Source organism: Cognatishimia activa (assembly GCF_001458335.1).
GTDB classification, from domain to species: domain Bacteria; phylum Pseudomonadota; class Alphaproteobacteria; order Rhodobacterales; family Rhodobacteraceae; genus Cognatishimia; species Cognatishimia activa.
The window spans coordinates 1-15,108 of record NZ_CYTO01000003.1; the positions used below are offsets into that span (position 1 = coordinate 1).

General features: G+C 52.8%; 19 protein-coding genes. All 19 read left to right on the plus strand.

The window, feature by feature from the left end:
- Window positions 1–174: 174 nt before the first annotated feature.
- The 19 genes from TA5113_RS00515 (at window position 175) to TA5113_RS00605 (ending at window position 15,081) form a co-directional block, all read left to right on the plus strand.
- On the plus strand, window positions 175–1,485 hold the full coding sequence (locus TA5113_RS00515; protein ID WP_058313906.1) for a tetratricopeptide repeat protein: 1,311 nt from the start codon (window positions 175–177) through the stop codon (window positions 1,483–1,485).
- Window positions 1,486–1,977: 492 nt separating this feature from the next.
- On the plus strand, window positions 1,978–3,645 hold the full coding sequence (locus TA5113_RS00520; protein WP_058316567.1) for a Tad domain-containing protein: 1,668 nt from the start codon (window positions 1,978–1,980) through the stop codon (window positions 3,643–3,645).
- A gap of 15 nt (window positions 3,646–3,660) precedes the next feature.
- Window positions 3,661–3,768, plus strand: a complete 108-nt coding sequence (locus tag TA5113_RS16745) for an EF-Tu C-terminal domain-related protein (protein WP_220387182.1) — start codon at window positions 3,661–3,663, stop codon at window positions 3,766–3,768.
- 135 nt (window positions 3,769–3,903) lie between these two features.
- Entirely contained in the window at window positions 3,904–4,515 is a 612-nt protein-coding gene (locus TA5113_RS00525; RefSeq protein ID WP_058313904.1) for a class I SAM-dependent methyltransferase, read from the plus strand.
- Between the two features lie 409 nt (window positions 4,516–4,924).
- Window positions 4,925–5,233: a 30S ribosomal protein S10 gene (gene rpsJ / locus TA5113_RS00530; RefSeq protein WP_058313903.1), complete on the plus strand. Its 309-nt coding sequence runs from the start codon at window positions 4,925–4,927 to the stop codon at window positions 5,231–5,233.
- 11 nt (window positions 5,234–5,244) lie between these two features.
- Window positions 5,245–5,970 (plus strand): 50S ribosomal protein L3, encoded by a 726-nt coding sequence (gene rplC / locus TA5113_RS00535; protein WP_058313902.1) that lies wholly within the window; start codon window positions 5,245–5,247, stop codon window positions 5,968–5,970.
- Window positions 5,967–6,584 (plus strand): 50S ribosomal protein L4, encoded by a 618-nt coding sequence (gene rplD, locus TA5113_RS00540; protein WP_058313901.1) that lies wholly within the window; start codon window positions 5,967–5,969, stop codon window positions 6,582–6,584. The genes rplC and rplD overlap by 4 nt, the downstream gene beginning before the upstream one ends.
- Complete coding sequence (locus tag TA5113_RS00545) at window positions 6,581–6,877, plus strand: 50S ribosomal protein L23 (protein WP_058313900.1); 297 nt, start codon at window positions 6,581–6,583, stop codon at window positions 6,875–6,877. The genes rplD and TA5113_RS00545 overlap by 4 nt, the downstream gene beginning before the upstream one ends.
- A gap of 211 nt (window positions 6,878–7,088) precedes the next feature.
- Window positions 7,089–8,126 (plus strand): fatty acid desaturase, encoded by a 1,038-nt coding sequence (locus TA5113_RS00550; protein ID WP_058313917.1) that lies wholly within the window; start codon window positions 7,089–7,091, stop codon window positions 8,124–8,126.
- Window positions 8,127–8,168: 42 nt separating this feature from the next.
- Window positions 8,169–8,813, plus strand: a complete 645-nt coding sequence (locus TA5113_RS00555) for a hypothetical protein (protein WP_106686078.1) — start codon at window positions 8,169–8,171, stop codon at window positions 8,811–8,813.
- A 111-nt stretch (window positions 8,814–8,924) separates the two neighbouring features.
- Window positions 8,925–9,113, plus strand: coding sequence for a hypothetical protein (locus TA5113_RS00560; protein ID WP_058316568.1), 189 nt, complete (start codon window positions 8,925–8,927; stop codon window positions 9,111–9,113).
- A 1,180-nt stretch (window positions 9,114–10,293) separates the two neighbouring features.
- A complete protein-coding gene (gene rplB / locus TA5113_RS00570; protein ID WP_058313896.1) occupies window positions 10,294–11,136 on the plus strand; it encodes a 50S ribosomal protein L2 in 843 nt (280 codons plus the stop codon).
- 3 nt (window positions 11,137–11,139) lie between these two features.
- Window positions 11,140–11,418, plus strand: coding sequence for a 30S ribosomal protein S19 (gene rpsS, locus TA5113_RS00575; RefSeq protein WP_058313895.1), 279 nt, complete (start codon window positions 11,140–11,142; stop codon window positions 11,416–11,418).
- A 3-nt stretch (window positions 11,419–11,421) separates the two neighbouring features.
- Window positions 11,422–11,802 carry a 50S ribosomal protein L22 gene (gene rplV, locus TA5113_RS00580; protein WP_058313894.1) on the plus strand — a complete coding sequence of 127 codons (381 nt, stop codon included), beginning with the start codon at window positions 11,422–11,424 and terminating at the stop codon, window positions 11,800–11,802.
- Window positions 11,802–12,509: a 30S ribosomal protein S3 gene (gene rpsC / locus TA5113_RS00585; RefSeq protein WP_058313893.1), complete on the plus strand. Its 708-nt coding sequence runs from the start codon at window positions 11,802–11,804 to the stop codon at window positions 12,507–12,509. The genes rplV and rpsC overlap by 1 nt, the downstream gene beginning before the upstream one ends.
- Before the next feature lie 14 nt (window positions 12,510–12,523).
- Window positions 12,524–12,937: a 50S ribosomal protein L16 gene (gene rplP, locus TA5113_RS00590; protein ID WP_058313892.1), complete on the plus strand. Its 414-nt coding sequence runs from the start codon at window positions 12,524–12,526 to the stop codon at window positions 12,935–12,937.
- 236 nt (window positions 12,938–13,173) lie between these two features.
- A complete protein-coding gene (locus tag TA5113_RS00595) occupies window positions 13,174–13,815 on the plus strand; it encodes a LysE family translocator (RefSeq protein WP_058313916.1) in 642 nt (213 codons plus the stop codon).
- A gap of 149 nt (window positions 13,816–13,964) precedes the next feature.
- Complete coding sequence (locus tag TA5113_RS00600; RefSeq protein ID WP_258953910.1) at window positions 13,965–14,390, plus strand: flavodoxin domain-containing protein; 426 nt, start codon at window positions 13,965–13,967, stop codon at window positions 14,388–14,390.
- A gap of 97 nt (window positions 14,391–14,487) precedes the next feature.
- Window positions 14,488–15,081: an OsmC family protein gene (locus tag TA5113_RS00605; RefSeq protein WP_058313890.1), complete on the plus strand. Its 594-nt coding sequence runs from the start codon at window positions 14,488–14,490 to the stop codon at window positions 15,079–15,081.
- The last annotated feature ends 27 nt before the right edge of the window (window positions 15,082–15,108 follow it).

Genomic DNA, 15,108 nt, shown 5'->3' on the forward strand with positions numbered 1-15,108 from the left:
CCGTTGGTTCCGGTGTTGTGTCTAAAATCACTGAGTAATCTGTGTTCGGTGGGGTGAAACCCCACCCTACGCAAGACTTACGAAAAGGCCGTCCCTAGGGGCGGCCTTTTTCGTTGGTTCGTTTCCTTTGAAACATGTTATTGCTTAGGAAACTGAACTGCTCGGACCGAACCGATGTTGCAACGAATTGTTTTTTTGAGTGTGTTCGTTTTTGGAACACTGCCTGCATTATCAAAGCCTCTCATTACCGACTCTGAAAATACCTATATCTCCGCGTGTTTGGCCCAGAACGTGTCATGGGAAAATCTCGAACAGATTTGTAAGAATGCTCTAGAAGATGGCAATCTTACCAGAGTTGAACGTCGCGAGCTGTTGAATATCCTTGGAGACACGCAAAGGTTTCTGAACGATCACGTGAGCGCAGAAGCAACCTATCGCAGCATATTTGCACTTCAGGTTGGCGATGCTGGAGCCAACGAAGGGTTGGGATGGATCGCATTTGACGAAAAGAATTTTCAACTGGCCGCAGAATTCTTTGAACGCGCGGTATCAGAAGCACCTTCCGCATTTAGGCTGGCCGGTTTGGCCGGGGCATTGTTTCGGGCTGGCGAGATCGAAATATCAGCGGCCAATGAACTACACAATTCAGCGCTTTCGCTCGATCCTGAAAGCAGTTGGGTTCTTCGTGAAAAGGGTTGGAACAACTACGACGCCGGAAATTTCGCAACTGCGAAGAGCGTGTTTGAAGAAGCGCTTGAGCTATGGTCCGAAGACGAGAATGCCCATGCGGGACTCTCCTACAGTCTTTACAATATTGGGGATTATAGGCTTGCCGTTGATCATATCAGCAGGGCGATAGAACTGGCGTCAGAAGAAGAGCCCATTCTGCTTTCTTACAAAGAACACAGGGCATTTGCGCTTTGGTCGCTCTCTCGTTTCCGGCAAGCAATAAAGGATGCAGAGTCTCTGATTGAGGATTTCCCTGACAACAGCGCTGGCTATGTCCTTAAGGCGAGAATTTTACATGATATGGGGGCAACCAACGAAGCAATCGCGCTATTGACGGATCTCGCCCTTGATCCAGAGGGTCAGTATTTTGTTTATTATTGGTTGGCACAGATTCAGAAAACCGATTTGCGATTTGAAGCGGCGCTTTCGACAACAGAGAAGGCCAAACTTTTGCCATCTGCAGACGGCTACATGGATAACATGCGGGCCGAAATTGCGTTGGGTCTTAATGATACGGCGCTGGCACGCGAGATGATCCGACATGCTTTTGTTCCCGGGGAATGGACCATGTGGTCTTACCTTCTTGATGCGCGCATCATGGTAAGAGAAGGAAGGATGGAGGACGCCCAGAAGCGACTGGGCGAAGCCTTGGAGCTTGGTTTGACAGTGTCTGAGATATCAACACTGGCGCGAGAGATGATTAAACAAGGCGATTTCAAAGCCGCGATTGCGCTTTCGCGGGGATCTGAACGCTAAAACGCGTTGTGGTCGCGATTTCAGCTTTTAAAGGGGTTGAACAAGTAGACATTTCTTGGCCGCTGGGTCGAAAGTCTAACGCGTTTATCACCAGATCACATTTACCATTCCTTAACGTGGGCGGCTTACCATGAAATCAATGCGTTTTCGTGCAAGGCAGCCCACCATAGAGGCGGTCTTTTTTGTTTCAGCCGGTCAGCTATGCTTTGAGGCGAGTTTTTTCGAGCAGCATCGCTTCCGGTATAGTGTTGAGAAACAACAAAAATTAACATAAATTTATCTCTTGGTAAAAGCGCGGCGCAAAATTGCCCCAATTTTCGCCCAATTCTACCCTAGTCCGGCAAGTATTCTGCAGATATGCTGCTAAATTTTCTAAATAAAGCCCAGTTTCAACCGAAGGCTCTATCCACTGCGCCTGATATCAGTAGGGCGTCCTGGGTTAAAAATACAAAGCGCCACTTTTGCGCGTTCAAGCGAAACGAAGATGGTGCGATGGCCTACATGAGCCTTACGATTTTTATGATCGTGATGTTGGTCGGAGGGATCGGCATTGATGCCATGCGCTACGAGATGGAGCGCACCAAGGTTCAGGATGCGATGGACAATGCGGTTCTGGCCGCCGCGAGCCTCACCCAAGAAATGCCGGCAAAGCAGGTTCTTGACAGTTATCTGGGGGCCTCAGGTTTAGAAGAGTATATCTCTGCGACAGCTATCTACGAAGATCCTTTCGAACGCTCGGTGTCTGCAAGCGTCTCTACCTATCAACCGACCCTGTTCATGAAAATGAGTGGTATCGAGCAGATGGCTTTGAATGTGACATCAGCGGCGCATGAACGCACACCGAGCACCGAAATTTCGGTTGTGCTGGATATCTCGGGCAGTATGGGCACCAATCAGCGCCTCGAACGGATGCAGGAGGCGGCGAAAAAGTTTGTCACCGCATCTCTTTCTAGAAACACCGATGAAACCGGCTCTCTCATTAACAGCCACCGGACGACGATCAACCTTGTGCCATTCGCAGGGCAGGTGAACCCCGGTACCACCGCTTTTGACGAAATGGATGGTGAGCGTTTTGGCACCACCACCTCAGAGAACTATTTCCCTGAATGGGGACAGGACATTTCAAACATTGTGTTTTGGTTCGACACCACAGGTGACGGTGAAATCGATTACTCTATTAAGATCGAAGGCTACCCCGACAACGATGTGGAGCTGTTCAACAAGGACGATCTGGATACCTATTATCTCTATGTGTTGGACTACGTGGCCGAACAATTCCCCTTCTTGGATGGTAAGCTGAGTTTCCTTGGCGCAACCATCAAAGGCGGTAAAGAGCCCACGTCATATTTCAGCGCGACGGGCGAAGATGTTGATGGCCCAACCAAATTCAACCAGACGGACCAGACGTTGTATTTTAACGACTTCTACCAGCAGGTTGTGCCCAACAATGAATCTTCCTGCATCGAACTGACCTATGACGACTTCCTGACCACCGCCTGGCCGGAAGGGACGACAGAGCAGACCCCTCACTTTGTGCATTGGGATTTTGACGAGGTCACGCAAAACTGGGGCTGGTGCCCTGAGGATGACATGGCGATCCAATATGCTCAGGATGATGAAACGACACTGCACGATTTCATTGACCGCATTCGCCTGTTTGATGGCACTGGCACAAACTACGGAATGAAGTATGGCCTTGCGATGCTTGATCCGAACAGCCAACCTTTGTTTTCCGACCTGAGCCTGTCGGGGGACGTTCCGGCTGATTACGCGAACCGTCCTCTGCAATGGGTGACAGAAAACAACAGCAAGTTCATTGTTTTGCTGACCGATGGCCGCACCGGGTCCCAAGTTCGTCCTGCCGATGAATTGGAAACTGAGAACAAGGATACTGAGCTGAACTCTCGTCCAGCGGATGACAGCACGGTGCAATCTTCGCAGTCTGAAAATATCGAACTCTTTCTGAAGCAATGTGACCTTGCTAAAGCCAAGGGCGTCGTTGTGTTCACGGTTGCGTTGGAAACATCAGACGTGGCCGCAGAAGAAATCAAAACCTGTGCGTCTTCGGTTTCACATTTCTTTGAAGTCTCTGGCACCGAAGTGATTGATGCGTTTGTTTCCATTGCGTCGTCGATCCAGATGCTGCGTTTGGTACACTAAGGGTCCCGTCCTTTGATGCCGCGCAGATCGTGCCAAATCGTGGTGGAAGCCGGTCTGCGCCTCGCGATCCGCGAAGTTGGCCGCACCGTTGGTTCTGGTGTTGTTTCTAAGATGACTGAGTAATTTTAGTCGTGAATGTGAATTGCGAAGGCCGCCCCTTGGGCGGCCTTTTTTTGTTCGGCTGTTTTGCGGACGAAGCTGCCGTTGAATTTTGCGCCACGTCGTGGGATTTCTTAGTGATTTGAGGGTACTAATTTCATGACCGAACAAAAGGGTTTCGACGCTTCAACTCTGGCATACTATGCCGATGTGGCTCCAACGTATAAAGCTTCTGGAGAAGGCGGATTAAACAGATTTTTACCAAAATTTATGCGGCTACTGCCGACCGGCGCTGCTGTCCTTGATCTCGGTTGTGGTGGAGGTAGGGATAGCGAGGCGCTGCTTGCCAATGGATATGAGGTAACCTCTTGGGATGCATGCGAGCGAATTGCGCTTGAGGCACAGAAACGACTAGGGCGCGCTGTATTTGTGAAACGATTTGATGAACTTGAAGTCGAGCGAGAATTTGATGCAGTTTGGGCAAGTGCGAGTCTTTTGCATGTTCCCCTAACAGACCTGCCCAACGTATTGGAGCGTGTTCACACCGCGCTTAGGCCTAGAGGTTTGCATTTTGCGAGTTACAAATCTGGCGGTATCGAAGGTCGCGACGCTGTAGGTAGATACTTCAATTTCATTTCCCGGAAACAGCTAGAGCAGGCCTATTCGCAATCGGTAAACTGGCAAATTCACGAGATACACGAGTATGTCGGAGGGGGTTACGATCACGGCCAAAGCGGACCTTGGATCGCTGTCATTGCATCCAAGCTCTAGCGGTGCGCAACAGCAATAGTGGGCTCAAACCTGCCATTTACTCAGCCCGGAACAAGGCGCGTAGCGCCGCCGGGCAGCGCCCGACTTCCCGCCGGGAGGGCGCTTTCTCAACCTCTCGCCATACGCTTCGTCCGATCAAAAGCGGATAGATAAACTGCCCCGCGAGGGCAGCTCGATGCCCACTCGAGGTCGGGCGCTGCCCGGCTTAACAAACTCTGACGCTAAAGTTCCCTGCCGAAGCAACCGTTTCGCGACAAAACCCCTTGCCAGCAAGGCAATTGGGCCGTATATCGCGCGAGTTCTCTTTAAGAACATTGAGGCGGGGTGATTCCCGCCTTTTGGGTTCGAAGAGGGTTTGCGGTGGTCGCAGGTCCTCCTCTCAACTCAGACGCCAATAAAGGCTGACGAAATGCAAAGTCAAAACATTCGCATTCGGCTGAAGGCATTCGATTACCGCGTGCTGGATGCAAGCACTCAGGAAATCGTAAACACGGCTAAGCGCACCGGCGCTGATGTACGTGGCCCGATCCCACTGCCAAACAAAATCGAGAAGTTCACCGTTCTGCGTGGTCCACACGTTGACAAGAAATCTCGTGACCAGTTCGAAATTCGTACGCACAAGCGTATGCTGGACATCGTTAACCCAACCCCACAAACCGTGGACGCGCTGATGAAGCTCGACCTGGCGGCTGGCGTTGACGTTCAGATTTCTGTTTAAGGGGATCTGATATGCGTTCCGGTATTATCGCCAAAAAAGTGGGCATGACCCGCTTGTTCATGGAAGACGGTAAGCAGATCCCTGTGACTGTTCTTTCCCTTGACGGTCTGCAAGTTGTTGACCAGCGCACCAACGATCGTGACGGCTACACAGCTGTTCAGTTGGGTGCAGGTTCTGCAAAAGCAAAGCGTACATCCAAAGCCATGCGTGGTCACTTCGCGAAAGCGAAGGTTGAACCTAAGCGCAAGGTTGCAGAATTCCGTGTTGACGAAGCCAACCTGATTGAAGTGGGTGCAGAGATTTCTGCAGAGCACTTTGTTGAAGGTCAGAAAGTTGACGTTGCGGGCACATCTATCGGTAAAGGTTTTGCCGGTGCGATGAAACGCCACAACTTCGGCGGTCTGCGTGCGACACACGGTGTTTCCATCTCTCACCGTTCTCACGGTTCCACAGGTCAGTGTCAAAACCCTGGTCGCGTTTTCAAAGGTAAGAAAATGGCGGGTCACATGGGTGCGGTACGCGTGACCACACAAAACCTGGAAGTCGTCAAAACTGACGCGGACCGCGGTCTTGTGTTCATCAAAGGTGCTGTACCTGGCTCCAAAGGTGGCTGGGTCACAGTGAAAGACGCTGTGAAAAAGAAACTGCCTGAGAACGTTCCGTTCCCAGCAGCTCTGAAATCTGCTGCAACTGAAGCACCTGCTGAAGAAGCACCTGCGGAAGGTGGTGAAGCATGAAACTAGACGTCATCAAACTGGACGGCGGCAAAGCGGGTTCCGTTGAGCTGTCAGAAGACCTGTTCGGCCTGGAGCCACGTGCAGACATCCTGCACCGTGTGGTTCGCTGGCAGCGTAACAACGCGCAAGCGGGTACTCACAAAGTTAAGACTCGGTCCGAGACTTCTTACTCCACCAAAAAGATCTATCGCCAAAAAGGCACCGGCGGCGCACGCCACGGTGACCGTAACGCGCCGATCTTCCGCGGTGGTGGTATCTACAAAGGCCCGGTTGTCCGTTCCCACGGTCACGACCTGCCTAAGAAGTTCCGCAAGCTTGGTCTGAAGCACGCTCTGTCCGCGAAAGCGAAAGCAGGCGAGCTGGTTGTGATCGAAGACGCATCCGCAGAAGGCAAAACCGCTGCTCTGGCTAAACAGGTTGCAAACCTGGGCTGGAAGCGCGCGTTGGTCATCGACGGTGCAGAAGCGAACGCAGAGTTCAAGAAAGCAGCTGCAAACATTGAAGGTCTGGATATCCTGCCAACAATGGGCGCAAACGTTTATGATATCCTGAAGCGTGACACTCTGGTGATCACCAAAGCGGGTATCGAAGCACTGGAGGCTCGACTGAAATGAGCGCGAAGGCAGAACACTACGACGTGATCCGCAAGCCGGTCATCACCGAGAAAGCAACTATGGCGTCTGAAGCCAATGCGGTTGTTTTTGAAGTGGCGATCGACAGCAACAAACCTCAGATCAAAGAAGCTGTTGAAGCTCTGTTTGGTGTGAAGGTCAAAGCGGTCAACACAACCATCACCAAGGGTAAAACCAAGCGTTTCCGTGGCACCATGGGTAAACGCAAAGACGTTAAGAAAGCTTACGTCACCTTGGAAGAAGGCAACACAATCGACGTTTCCACTGGTCTCTGATCTGTGAGTCGGTAACGAAATGTGATGAAAGCCCCTGCGAAAGCAGGGGCTTTTGTTTTTCCAACCTCCAGCAACCGAAGCTTCGCTGAGAGTTACGAATAATGTTCGGCAATTCCCGGCGATCAATTGGGTTTTGGTTCAGTTGGCCGCAGACCTACAGATACTGCGCAAAGGCCGCGTCGCTGAATGTTACAATAAGAAATGCGAGCACATGTTTGATCTAACCTCAAAAACATCTTCTGAAGCCGGGCCAAAACCTGCGCGAGAGTGGGTCAAAGTGCTGGCTCAATACCGCAAACCAAATATTTCACGCAGTGTGTTTGAATTGTTGGCGACTCTTGTGCCCTTCTTCGCAATCTGGGCCTTGGCTTGGTGGTCGATGTCGATCAGCTATTGGCTGACAGTTGCAATTGCATTGCTGAATGGCCCCTTTCTTGTGCGGTTATTTGCGATTCAGCATGACTGTGGTCACCGGTCTTTCGTGGAAAACCGTGTGCTGGGTGATTGGATTGGTCGCTGTCTCGGCGTGCTGACTGTGACACCCTATGAGATGTGGCGTTATGCGCATTCGGTGCATCATAATGCTTCGGGCAATTTGGATCGGCGTGGATTGGGCGATATCCACACGATGACGGTGCGCGAATATAACGAAGCAGGTTGGATTGCGCGGCTCTATTACCGTGTCTACCGCAACCCATTTGTGACGTTCCTAATTGCACCGGGGATCTTATTCCTTGTTGTGAATCGATTGCCCTTTGGATTCATGAACCAGCGCAAGTTCTGGATCAGTGCGATGGGCAACAACCTTGGTATTCTGGCTCTGCTCGGTCCAATTTATGTCCTCGGGGGTTGGGCACCGATCCTATTGATCTTCCTGCCATCCACCATTCTGGCGTCTTCCATCGGAGTCTGGTTGTTTTACGTCCAACATCAGTTTGAGCACACCCATTGGGAAGAGGACGCTGACTGGGATCTGCATGAGGCGGCACTCCATGGCAGTTCGCATTATGTGCTGCCTCCACTGTTGCAATGGCTCAGCGCCAATATCGGCATCCACCATGTGCACCACCTCAATAGCCGCATCCCGTTTTATCGGCTGCCAGAGGTTCTTCGTGACCATGAGGATCTGGCCGTGGGTGCCCAATTGACGATCCGCGAAAGCCTGCAAACGGCAAAGCTGCATTTGTGGGATGAGGACGGAAAACGCCTCTTGTCTTACAAAGACGCGCGGGCTTTGGTGCTTGAATAAGCGCAACACAGTAGAAACGATCGCAGTTCTTACGGTAATCCTATGATCCGTTTATTTATGGCAGCATTTTCAGCTCTGGCAGGGAAACCCGCAGTGGGGGCGACCGTTTCCGTGGATGCGGCCGCGGATATGAAGCTGACCGAAGCTTTGGTGGGCCTCAAAAGCGATCCCTATATCAAGCTGGCAGATGCCGAGCTGCGGATCATCTCGGTCTTTGATGAGCTCAGATACGACCGCGCCGATATGGATGTGCTCTCTGGCCCCATGCGGGACCATGCGGTGGAGAAGCTGAAACCGCTGGGGTTCAAACAGGTGACGGGCAGCAGTTTTCTACATGCAGAGACCGGCATTCGGGTCCTGCTGCCAAAGTCCCATGCGTTGGGCGGCTCCCCCTTTGACATCGCGCGCTACACGCCGCGGGGGGAGTTTGACTACTACCTGCTGACCCCAACGCAGGCGGCCTGCATGATGATTGACAGCTATTCCAAGATGAAAGCGCTCGAGCGCATCAAGGGGCTGATCAAAACCCAGCCGATCAATATCCTGCGGATTGCCGATTATCTGGAAAAGAAACCGGTGCATGAGGATTTTGAGGACACGATTGGTCACTTGAAATTCGTGCAGCGGGAAGCGGTGGAGAGTGAGCCGTTGCGCAGGCGCCGCGCGCTGGGGTCGATGCGGCTTTAGTCGTGGTTTTAACCTTTCGCCATGCAATCGGCAGGCAAATGCCCGGTTTCCGCCACATTTCATATGCATCCTGAGACTGGACGCGGGGGTGTCCTATCTGAGGATAGTCATATGTATATGAGTCATATGGAAGACCTAGAGCGTAATCGCCAAATGAAGGCGATCCAACGCATGTTGCTGTCTGTCGTTGTTTTTGGCGCGATGGTCTGTGTTCTGGGCGTGATCGCATGGGTGTCATTGTCCGGTGTGAACACGGATATCAGTCTGTTGCTACCGCCAGCGCCAACACTGATTCAATAACGCAAATTGCGTCGGTCGGACGCGTAACCGGCTGACGGTTTGTGCTTCCGGTAAGGCGCGTGCTTGCACGTGCCGATGTTGCGTTTGGGTGTGCGGGGTGAGTGGGTCTTGTTTGCCGGAATGCGAATGAATTGCGGCCTGAGAGCAGCAGAACCCGCCAAACTCCATCCAATTTTCAAAATGAGCTGTGCCAGCATTGATCCGCATGACGTGGCGAAGGTGGAAAAGAAAGAGCGCAGCGAGGCGCAGCTGGATAAGCTTGCCCGCGGGAAAAGTTTGAGAGTATCTTGCGGAGATAGGGCGCAGATTGTGAGCGTGTAGGCCGGGCTTCAGCCCGGCTTTTTTGTTGGTGGTGTTGGGATTGCCGGTGTTGCCGGGCTGAAGCCCGGCCTACGTTTCTGTTTTCCAGCGGTGCCACCAAGACAGTCGCAGAACAAAGCCGCCGCGCCAAGCTTCATGCCGGAGACATGCCTTCGGCATGAGTCGCCCTCTTGGGGCGGCGCTTTTGAGTGCGGTGTGGTGCCTGGATAGGTCGTGCGGGTTTGGCAGGGTTAAAGAGGGAAATTCAAACGCCTTAGCAATACGCCCAAGAGCTTGTGTTTTGGCCTTCTAGTGAGCGCGTAAAAAGTCTGACTAGTTAATGCGAGATATCCATAATCTATTGTTTGCGGGTCTTTGCCAATTGACTCAAGATTATAATGAGAATCGAAGTTACCACTGCGCAAACAAGAGCATTCAGAAATACAGTCGATCCACCTCCAAAAAGCATAAAGAAAAAAGCCATTGGAAGTGTAATCAAGCTCGCCCCCCACACCAAAGGTACAAAGGCGTCCAGTAGCCAAACAATTAATTTCGTTTTTGAATTTCCGTAATACCTAATGCATTTCGGTATAAATCTGCCGTAGATCATTGGCAAGGTGACCTAGATTTATAATCAATGTTAAGAGAATGGGCGAAGCAAGTTCGCATTGTGCGTCTCCCCCATTGCCACCCAACCCCATCCCTGCTACACGCAGCCATCGCATTCGGCCTCAGATTCGTTCTGGGGCTGATTGCCTTTTCTACCGGGACCTTCGGGGCCCTTCATACGGTCACCCATTCTTCCAAGATGGGGGGCTAACATCGCGGGTACCGGCACCTCATAAGGCCAGCCCGCATTGCTAAACGGAAGACAGTAAACATGGCACTCAAGTCGTATAAACCGACGACGCCGGGCCAGCGTGGGCTGGTTCTGATCGACCGTTCGGAGCTTTGGAAAGGACGTCCAGTCAAGTCCCTCACAGAGGGTTTGACCAAATCGGGCGGCCGGAACAATACCGGACGGATCACTTCTCGTCGTCGTGGCGGTGGCGCAAAGCGTCTGTACCGGATCGTTGATTTCAAACGGAACAAGTTTGATGTCGCGGCAACTGTAGAGCGGATCGAATACGACCCGAACCGGACCGCGTTCATCGCACTCGTAAAATATGAAGATGGCGAGCAAGCTTACATCCTGGCGCCTCAGCGTCTGGCGGTAGGTGATCAGGTCATCGCATCTGCAAAAGCAGACATCAAACCAGGTAACGCAATGCCGTTCTCTGGTCTGCCAATTGGTACCATCGTGCACAACATCGAACTGAAGCCTGGTAAAGGTGGTCAGATCGCTCGTGCAGCGGGCACCTACGCTCAGTTCGTAGGCCGTGACGGTGGCTACGCTCAGATCCGCCTTTCTTCTGGCGAACTGCGCATGGTCCGTCAGGAATGCATGGCAACCGTTGGTGCGGTTTCTAACCCAGACAACTCTAACCAGAACTACGGTAAAGCGGGTCGTATGCGCCACAAAGGCATCCGCCCATCCGTCCGTGGTGTTGTTATGAACCCAATCGACCACCCGCACGGTGGTGGTGAAGGTCGTACCTCTGGTGGTCGTCACCCGGTTACTCCTTGGGGTAAGCCGACAAAGGGTAAGCGCACTCGCAACAAGAACAAAGCGTCGCAAAAGCTTATTATCCGCTCGCGTCACGCCAAGAAGAAGGGACGTTAAGATATGTCTCGTTCAGTATGGAAAGGTCCTTTTGTCGACTCTTATGTCCTCAAAAAGGCAGAAGCAGCTCGCGAGTCGGGCCGCAACGAAGTGATCAAAATCTGGTCCCGTCGTTCCACCATCCTGCCACAGTTCGTTGGCCTGACATTTGGTGTGTACAACGGTCAGAAACATGTTCCTGTCAACGTAACCGAAGAAATGATCGGTCAGAAGTTTGGTGAATATTCCCCAACTCGGACCTACTACGGTCACGCGGCAGACAAAAAAGCGAAACGGAAGTAAGTCATGGGCAAGGCAAAGAATCCCCGCCGCGTGGCAGATAACGAAGCAATGGCAAAACTGCGCATGCTCCGTACTTCCCCGCAAAAACTGAACCTGGTTGCTGGTATGATCCGCGGCAAGAAAGTTGAGAAGGCTCTGACCGACCTGACTTTCTCCAACAAGCGTGTCGCTCAGGACGTGAAGAAATGCCTTCAGTCCGCCATCGCCAATGCTGAAAACAACCACAACCTGGATGTGGACGAGCTGATCGTGGCAGAAGCTTACGTAGGTAAGAACCTGACCATGAAGCGCGGTCGTCCTCGTGCACGTGGCCGTTTCGGCAAAATCATCAAGCCATTTGCTGAGATCACCATCAAGGTGCGTCAAGTAGAGGAGCAAGCCTAATGGGACATAAAGTCAATCCGGTCGGCATGCGCCTGCAGATCAACCGTACTTGGGACAGCCGCTGGTACGCGGACACCAAAGACTACGGTGATCTTCTGCTTGAAGACCTGAAAATCCGTGAGTTCATCAAAACTGAGTGCAAGCAAGCTGGTGTTGCACGTGTGATCATTGAACGTCCGCACAAAAAGTGCCGCGTGACAATCCACACTGCGCGTCCAGGTGTTATCATCGGCAAGAAAGGTGCAGACATCGAAGTTCTGCGCAAGAAAATTGCCGCGATGACTGACTCCGAGCTGCACCTGAACATCGTTGAAGTACGTAAGCCAGAGCTCGACGCTCAGCTGGTTGGCGAGTCCATCGCTCAGCAGCTGGAACGCCGTGTGTCTTTCCGTCGTGCGATGAAACGTGCGGTTCAGAACGCAATGCGTATGGGTGCCCTGGGCATCCGTGTAAACGTTGCGGGTCGTCTGGGCGGCGCGGAAATCGCGCGTACCGAATGGTACCGTGAAGGTCGCGTGCCTTTGCACACTCTGCGTGCGGACATCGATTACGCTCACTCCGAAGCGATGACACCTTACGGTATCATCGGGATCAAAACCTGGATCTTCAAAGGCGAGATCATGGAGCACGATCCAGCGGCACGTGATCGTCGTTCTCAGGAAGTTCAAGACGGTCCAGCACCTCGCGGTGCCGGCGGTCGTCGCTAAGGGAGACATAAGTTATGTTGCAACCAAAGCGTACTAAATTCCGTAAGGCGCACAAAGGCCGGATCAAGGGCGATGCGAAGGGTGGTTCCACTCTGAACTTCGGTTCTTTCGGTCTGAAGGCGACCACTCCAGAGCGTGTCACTGCGCGTCAGATTGAGGCGGCACGTCGTGCGATGACCCGTCACATGAAACGTCAGGGTCGCGTATGGATCCGCATCTTCCCAGATGTGCCTGTAACCGCGAAGCCTATCGAAGTTCGTATGGGTAAAGGTAAAGGCTCTGTTGACCGTTGGGTCTGCAAAGTGAAGCCTGGCCGCGTGATGTTTGAAATCGACGGTGTGTCCGACGAAGTTGCGCGTGAAGCGCTGCGTCTGGCCGCAATGAAGCTGCCGGTGAAAACACGCGTTGTTCTGCGCGAAGACTGGTAAGTGGTTGGTGGGGTGAAACCCCACCCTACGATGAGATTTGGCCCCCGGCGCGTAAGCGGCGGGGGTTTTTGTTTGATGCATTGTCGCGACCGAACCGAGGGGTGGAAGCGAAGCGCCCGCCCCGTGGGGGCGGTTCGGGCGCTGCCAAATCGCAGATTTGGCATGGTGTATCATTGGTGACTTGAGTTTGTCTCTGACCCATGCTTCTGTCCGCCTCTCAACTGAGGACAAACCCAATGGAAACCATCGCCCCATATCTCGCTTACATCGCTGCGCTCGGCATCGCCGCCGTCATTCCCGGTCCGGGTATTGCCGCCCTAGTGGGGCAAGCATTGGGCGGGAACCAAAAAGCGTCTGCCTTGTTTCTTGCAGGCATTGCGCTTGGGGATGTGACCTATCTGACGGTCGCGGTCATCGGCTTGGCAGCCATCGCCAAAACCTTTGCGAGCGCGTTCATTGTGATCAAAGTCCTTGGCGGGGCGTATCTGCTTTATCTCGCCTATATGTTCTGGACCAGCGATGCGGGTCTGACCAAAGTGCAGCGCGCTAAAGAAAAGTCAGGCGCAGGATCTTTCGTTGCTGGCTATTTCGTGACACTTGGAAATCCAAAGACCATTGTGTTCTACCTCGCGCTGCTGCCGACGGTGATGGATCTCAACAATGTGCATTTCACACAATGGGCTGTGCTGGCTGTGCTGACCATTCTGATTATCTTTGGGGCCCTCGCGCCCTATGCCGTCCTTGCGGCCAAGGCGCGCAATATGATGACACAGCCGTCTGCTCTAAAACGCCTGAACCGTTTCGCGGCGGCTTTCATAGGCGGGGCCGGGACCTTGATCTTGTCTGAAGCGGCGACGGCTGCCCTGCGTCGGGCCTAAGTGTATATGTCTTGAAATCTCGCGCGGCATACGTAGTATCCCGCGCACCAAGATCGTGACATCAAGGAACGCCATCCAACGCGATCAGGCAATCCCCGAACCAAATGAAAGCGACGCGAATGCAAGTTCAGTTTTTGCACGGAACCGAAATGGGTAACGCAGAATTCCTGTGTGAAGATCTGGAGAATTCCGTGCCTGAGGGCATCAGTACCAAGTGCAACAGTATGGAAGACGTTGCCCCAACGGACCTGAACGGCGACACGCTTTATGTTTTTGTCGTGTCCACCTACGGCGCAGGGGATGTCCCGAACACGGCTCAGCCTTTCTATGAGGATTTGCAGGCGGCCAAAACCGATCTTTCCCATGTGCGGTTTGCCATGTTCGGATTGGGCGACAGCAACTTCAGCGATACGTTCAACCAAGGGTCCGAAAAAGTCATGGGACTTTTAGAGGAATGTGGCGCGAAGCGGCTTGGCGAGCGCGGGTTGTTTGACGCGTCTGGTCCTGAAATGCCTGAAGACATCGCCGAGCCTTGGCTGCAAGGCATATTGGAAATGGCGTCTCAGTCCACCTGATATCATTTGTTCCCATAGCGGGTCATTTCTGAAACAGTTCTCTCAGCGCGCGACAACAGCGCGGTTTTGAAAAGACTGATCCTTCAGGAGTGACCAAGTGTCTGACGACAAATTCTTCCATGTTGGCGAGCGCAATGACGACTTGCCCCAACCGACCCAATTTGAATCCAAACCCTTTAAAAAGGCCCGCCCGCCGGAGCCTTTGGAGTTTGAAGTGGTGCTGACCGCCGAAGCGACCGAGCGGCAGAAAAAGACCGGGGTTGTTCAGGTCAATATTCCGGGCTTCTCAGCGGTGAAGCTCTACTGCGATGAGCAGACCCCGATTGGCGATGACACTGCGCCGCCGCCGTTGGCGTTTATGTGTGCCGGGATCGGGTTTTGTTTGATGACCCACCTGACGGACATCTACACCGCGCGCAAAATCAACATCAAATCCATGAAGATTGAACAGAAGGTGGGTTTTGAAACCAACCTGTCCAATATGCGAGACCTTGGTCATACGACCACGGGCAAGATGCTGGGGATCGAGACGCATGTGTTGATTGAAAGCGATGAGCCAGAAGAGCGTATTCGTGATCTGATGGAAGAGGCCGAGAACGCCTGTATGGCGCATTTTGCGTTGCGCAATCCGATACCTTGGAGCTCGCGCCTAATGCTGAATGGTGATGAGTTGATGAGCCATTCTGGCTAAATAGAGCTTGATAAAAGAATGCCGGGC

Coding starts and splice junctions, on each gene's coding strand:
- TA5113_RS00520 (WP_058316567.1), top strand. CDS start 1,978: ATGGCCTACATGAGCCTTACGATTTTTATGATCGTGATGTTGGTCGGA.
- rpsC (WP_058313893.1), top strand. CDS start 11,802: ATGGGACATAAAGTCAATCCGGTCGGCATGCGCCTGCAGATCAACCGT.
- TA5113_RS00515 (WP_058313906.1), top strand. CDS start 175: ATGTTGCAACGAATTGTTTTTTTGAGTGTGTTCGTTTTTGGAACACTG.
- TA5113_RS00600 (WP_258953910.1), top strand. CDS start 13,965: ATGGGTAACGCAGAATTCCTGTGTGAAGATCTGGAGAATTCCGTGCCT.
- rplB (WP_058313896.1), top strand. CDS start 10,294: ATGGCACTCAAGTCGTATAAACCGACGACGCCGGGCCAGCGTGGGCTG.
- rplD (WP_058313901.1), top strand. CDS start 5,967: ATGAAACTAGACGTCATCAAACTGGACGGCGGCAAAGCGGGTTCCGTT.
- TA5113_RS00545 (WP_058313900.1), top strand. CDS start 6,581: ATGAGCGCGAAGGCAGAACACTACGACGTGATCCGCAAGCCGGTCATC.
- TA5113_RS00525 (WP_058313904.1), top strand. CDS start 3,904: ATGACCGAACAAAAGGGTTTCGACGCTTCAACTCTGGCATACTATGCC.
- TA5113_RS00560 (WP_058316568.1), top strand. CDS start 8,925: ATGTATATGAGTCATATGGAAGACCTAGAGCGTAATCGCCAAATGAAG.
- rpsJ (WP_058313903.1), top strand. CDS start 4,925: ATGCAAAGTCAAAACATTCGCATTCGGCTGAAGGCATTCGATTACCGC.
- rplC (WP_058313902.1), top strand. CDS start 5,245: ATGCGTTCCGGTATTATCGCCAAAAAAGTGGGCATGACCCGCTTGTTC.
- rplV (WP_058313894.1), top strand. CDS start 11,422: ATGGGCAAGGCAAAGAATCCCCGCCGCGTGGCAGATAACGAAGCAATG.
- rplP (WP_058313892.1), top strand. CDS start 12,524: ATGTTGCAACCAAAGCGTACTAAATTCCGTAAGGCGCACAAAGGCCGG.
- TA5113_RS00595 (WP_058313916.1), top strand. CDS start 13,174: ATGGAAACCATCGCCCCATATCTCGCTTACATCGCTGCGCTCGGCATC.
- TA5113_RS00550 (WP_058313917.1), top strand. CDS start 7,089: ATGTTTGATCTAACCTCAAAAACATCTTCTGAAGCCGGGCCAAAACCT.
- TA5113_RS00555 (WP_106686078.1), top strand. CDS start 8,169: ATGATCCGTTTATTTATGGCAGCATTTTCAGCTCTGGCAGGGAAACCC.
- TA5113_RS16745 (WP_220387182.1), top strand. CDS start 3,661: ATGCCGCGCAGATCGTGCCAAATCGTGGTGGAAGCCGGTCTGCGCCTC.
- rpsS (WP_058313895.1), top strand. CDS start 11,140: ATGTCTCGTTCAGTATGGAAAGGTCCTTTTGTCGACTCTTATGTCCTC.